The 3,929-nt window shown below is 66.1% G+C and carries 4 protein-coding genes; 1 reads left to right on the top strand and 3 read right to left on the bottom strand.

Annotated features, from left to right (window positions below):
- On the bottom strand, window positions 1-704 hold a 704-nt coding region (locus KGM94_RS24125; protein WP_300264901.1), incomplete at its 3' end, for an amino acid--tRNA ligase-related protein.
- Between the two features lie 195 nt (window positions 705-899).
- Here KGM94_RS24125 and KGM94_RS24120 point away from each other — a divergent pair.
- Complete coding sequence (locus KGM94_RS24120; RefSeq protein ID WP_300264899.1) at window positions 900-2,375, top strand: protein adenylyltransferase SelO; 1,476 nt, start codon at window positions 900-902, stop codon at window positions 2,373-2,375.
- 16 nt (window positions 2,376-2,391) lie between these two features.
- On the opposite strand, the gene KGM94_RS24115 is transcribed toward KGM94_RS24120, so the two are convergent.
- Together KGM94_RS24115 and KGM94_RS24110 are read right to left on the bottom strand one after the other, a co-directional pair.
- Window positions 2,392-2,946, bottom strand: coding sequence for a hypothetical protein (locus tag KGM94_RS24115; protein ID WP_300264896.1), 555 nt, complete (start codon window positions 2,944-2,946; stop codon window positions 2,392-2,394).
- A 14-nt stretch (window positions 2,947-2,960) separates the two neighbouring features.
- Entirely contained in the window at window positions 2,961-3,668 is a 708-nt protein-coding gene (locus KGM94_RS24110; protein ID WP_300264893.1) for a hypothetical protein, read from the bottom strand.
- Between the last annotated feature and the right edge of the window lie 261 nt (window positions 3,669-3,929).

The following is a 3,929-nucleotide window of genomic DNA, read 5'->3' as shown; positions in this document are numbered from 1 at the left end:
TAGAACTCGCCCGGCAGGCGGTCGGCGCGCGGGTCCTCGTCGCGGAAGCACGGCGCGATCTGGAAATAGCGGTCGAAGCCCGACATCATCAGGAGCTGCTTGTATTGCTGAGGCGCCTGCGGCAGGGCGTAGAACTTCCCGGGATGGATGCGCGACGGCACCAGAAAGTCGCGCGCGCCTTCGGGCGAGGACGCGGTCAGGATCGGCGTCTGGAATTCGAAAAAGCCCTGCTCCTTCATGCGCCGCCGCATGGAATCGATGATCGCGCCGCGCGTCATGATGTTCTGGTGCAGCTTCTCGCGGCGCAGGTCGAGGAAGCGGTATTTGAGCCGGATGTCCTCCGGATATTCCTGGTCGCCGAACACCGGCAGCGGCAATTCGCCGGCCGGTCCCAGCACCTCGATCTCGCTGACATAGACCTCGACCTTGCCGGTCGGCAGGTCGTCATTGTCGGTGCCTTCCGGGCGCCGGCGGGCCTTGCCGTCCATCCGCACCACCCATTCCGAGCGCAGCTTCTCGGCCTGCCCGAACGCGGGCGAATCCGGGTCCACCACGCACTGGGTCAGGCCGTAATGATCGCGCAGGTCGATGAACAGCACGCCGCCATGGTCGCGGACACGATGGACCCAGCCCGAGAGGCGGACCGTCTCGCCGATATGGCTGTCGCGGAGCGCGCCGCATGTATGTGACCGGTAGCGATGCATGGAAGTCCCAGAACTGGTGTTGGAAAGGATCGAATCGGAGGGCCTAAAGGCCTGTCCGAAGTGCGGGAGGGTTTACCCGACGAGGCCGGGGGCGGCAACCAAGGCGGCTTCCTGTTTTTGCGCCCGGGACGCCCATTTTTGGCAACGGACGGCCTGAGCCTTTGCCGATTGCCGGCGGAGGCCTATCTTACCCTCATGACTGTCCATTTCCCGTTCCAGAACTCCTATGCGGCCCTGCCGGACAGCTTTTTTGCCCGCGTCGCGCCGACCCCGGTGGCCGCCCCCCGGCTGATCAAGCTGAACCGGCCGCTCGCCCTCCAGCTCGGGCTCGATCCGGACCTTTTGGAGACGCCGGAGGGGACCGAAATCCTCGCCGGAAAGACGGTTCCGGCCGGCGCCGATCCGATCGCCATGGCCTATGCCGGCCACCAGTTCGGGCATTTCGTTCCCCAGCTCGGCGACGGCCGCGCCGTTCTGCTCGGCGAGGTCATCGACAAGGACGGCGTCCGCCGCGACATCCAGCTCAAGGGAAGTGGCCCTACCCCGTTCTCCCGCCGCGGCGACGGCCGCGCCGCGCTTGGACCGGTGCTGCGTGAATATGTCGTGAGCGAAGCGATGTTTGCGCTGGGCATCCCGACCACGCGCTCGCTCGCCGCCGTCGTCACCGGCGAGCATGTGCTGCGCGAGACCGCGCTGCCAGGCGCGGTGCTGACGCGCGTTGCCGCGAGCCACATCCGCGTCGGCACCTTCCAGTATTTTGCCGTCCGCCGCGACACCGAGGCGGTACGCGCGCTCGCCGATCACGTCATCGCCAGGCACTATCCCGAGCTCGCCGGCATCGAGCGGCCCTATCACGCGTTGCTCGGTTTTGTCGTCGCGCGCCAGGCGGATCTCATCGCGCGCTGGCTCTTGGTCGGCTTCATCCACGGCGTGATGAACACCGACAACACCTCGATCTCCGGCGAGACCATCGATTACGGCCCCTGCGCCTTCATGGATGCCTACGATCCGGCTCAGGTGTTTTCCTCGATCGACGAGATGGGCCGCTACGCCTATGGCAACCAGCCGCGGATCGCGCTGTGGAATCTGACCCGGCTCGCCGAATGCCTGCTGCCCTTGTTCTCCGACGATCAGGAGAAGGGGATCGCCGAGGCACAGGAAATCCTGGGCGAGTTCTCGGAAAAATTCAGCGCCGCCTATCAGGCCGGCCTGCGCAGCAAGGTCGGCCTGTTCACGCAGCGCGACGGCGACGAGGCGCTGATCCAGGATTTGCTCGACGCCATGGCGAAGAACGGCGCCGACTTCACCCTCACCTTCCGCAAGCTATCCGGCCTTGCTGCCGACGTCTCCGCGGACGACGCCCGCGCCCTGTTCACCGACCCCGCCGCCTTCGACCAATGGGCAGCGCGCTGGCGCCAGCGCTCGGCCGCTGAACCTCAGGCGCCGTCCGAGCGGCAGGCGCTGATGCGCAGCGTCAATCCCGCCTTCATCCCGCGCAACCATCGCATTGAGGCCGTGATCCAATCGGCCATGACCAATGACGACTACGCGCCGTTCGAAGAGCTGGTGAAGGTGCTAGCGAAGCCGTTCGAGGACCAGCCGGAATATGCCGCCTATCAGGCCCCGCCAAAACCGGAAGAGCGGGTGTGCCAGACGTTTTGCGGAACGTAATTGCCGGGCTTCGCTCCTAGCGGGGAAGCGCCGCCGCGATGTGCAACGCGAACATCGCGAGCGGAACGAGGTCCATCAGCATCGCGCCGACAAGGAGCGCGCGTGTCGATCGCTCGCGCATCAGGACGAAGGTCGCAGCCTCCGTCACCAGGAGGACCGGGCCAAAGGCCATGCGCGGCATCGCGACGAGCGGGATGAGCAGGCCCAGCAATTGGACGAGAGCCTGAGGCAGGCCCTGCGGACTGGCACCGGTCGCCATGTCCCGCACCGCAAGCCAACTCACGGGGCCGGTCGCAGCGATGAGCAGTTCGGCGGCGACCAGAGCGCGCGGAATCATCGCGACGCATAGCTTGAGCAGGAACCAGGTCGGCACCAGGCTGAGGACGCCTGTCGCCAGCACGAAGACGATCATCTCGCCGAACGCGACCATGCCGCCTGAGGCATCCTTGACGTCATCTCGGATCAGCATGTCGACGACGACGACGGCCGCGACGCCGCCAGCGACCGAGGCGACGTAGCCCAAGCCGATCAGAGCGAGCACCTTCGCCCTGCTCAGGCTCGGGCCGGACATCGTCTCATCCGGCCTCAATGCGTGGTATCCCGGACGAAATGCACGGCGGCCTGGTCGATCTTCGACATCGGAATTGCGGCTTCCATGAAGATCGCCAGTGCCAGCGCCGGGGTGAGCGCGCCCTTGACCATCTCCATGTAGGTCGCCGCGATCATCGCGAGCGCGACCGCCCAGAGCCGGGGCGGCAAGAGCTTGAATCCCGGCACCGGCACAACCGGCTCGCGCGAGAACGCCGTCAGCGTCGCGGGCCAGAAGATCTCGATCGCCCGACGTGCCGGCATGGCCGGGACATGACCGGCCGGGCCGCGGAAGACACCGAACTCGGAGGTGCCCATCGTGCTTGCGGCGCGCTCCAGCATGGTAAAGCAATCGGGCAGCTCCGATCTGGCCGCGCCGAGCCGCATCGCCTGCCCGCCGAGAACCGAATAGGCCGACATGCTTTCGAGCCGGTCGGGCATCAGCAGCCTGTTGATCCGATCGGAGAAGTAGTAGCGCTCGCCGTTCGGCGCCTGCGCGATCACCACGTCGTCGGCATGCGAGGCCGGATCGATCGGCGAGCCCGGCGCTTGCGTGACCACCGCAGCGTGCGCATCAATGCCGCCGGCATCGGCCATCTCCTGACGCACGGCATATTGCGCGGCGAATCCCGCGAGCGCCCCGGCGATGCAAAACAGGCTCTCGGGCTGAAGCTTGCCGTCCCTGGAGATCGTTTTTGCATACAACGGAAGAAGGGCGGAAATGGCCAGCCGCGCAGCGACGATACCGTCGGCCCCGAAGGGGCCCGCTGCCGTGACGTGGTCGCCAGGCACGGCGGCGGGAGACGCTGGGGTATTTTCTGTCTGAAATGCCATCACTGCACCTGCATGGCTCGACCTCTGAACATCGAGACTGATTCTCCCCTCGGAGGTCTGAACCAAGCCTTGACGTAGGGCTGTTTCCCGATTGCGCCCTCAACGGGTCGCTAAGGGATCGACTCGAAGTCT

Origin of the sequence: Bradyrhizobium sp., assembly GCF_028868675.1 — a bacterium.
Lineage (GTDB): Bacteria > Pseudomonadota > Alphaproteobacteria > Rhizobiales > Xanthobacteraceae > Bradyrhizobium.
Note: the sequence above shows the minus strand (reverse complement) of the source record. Positions and strands in the feature narration are given on the sequence as shown.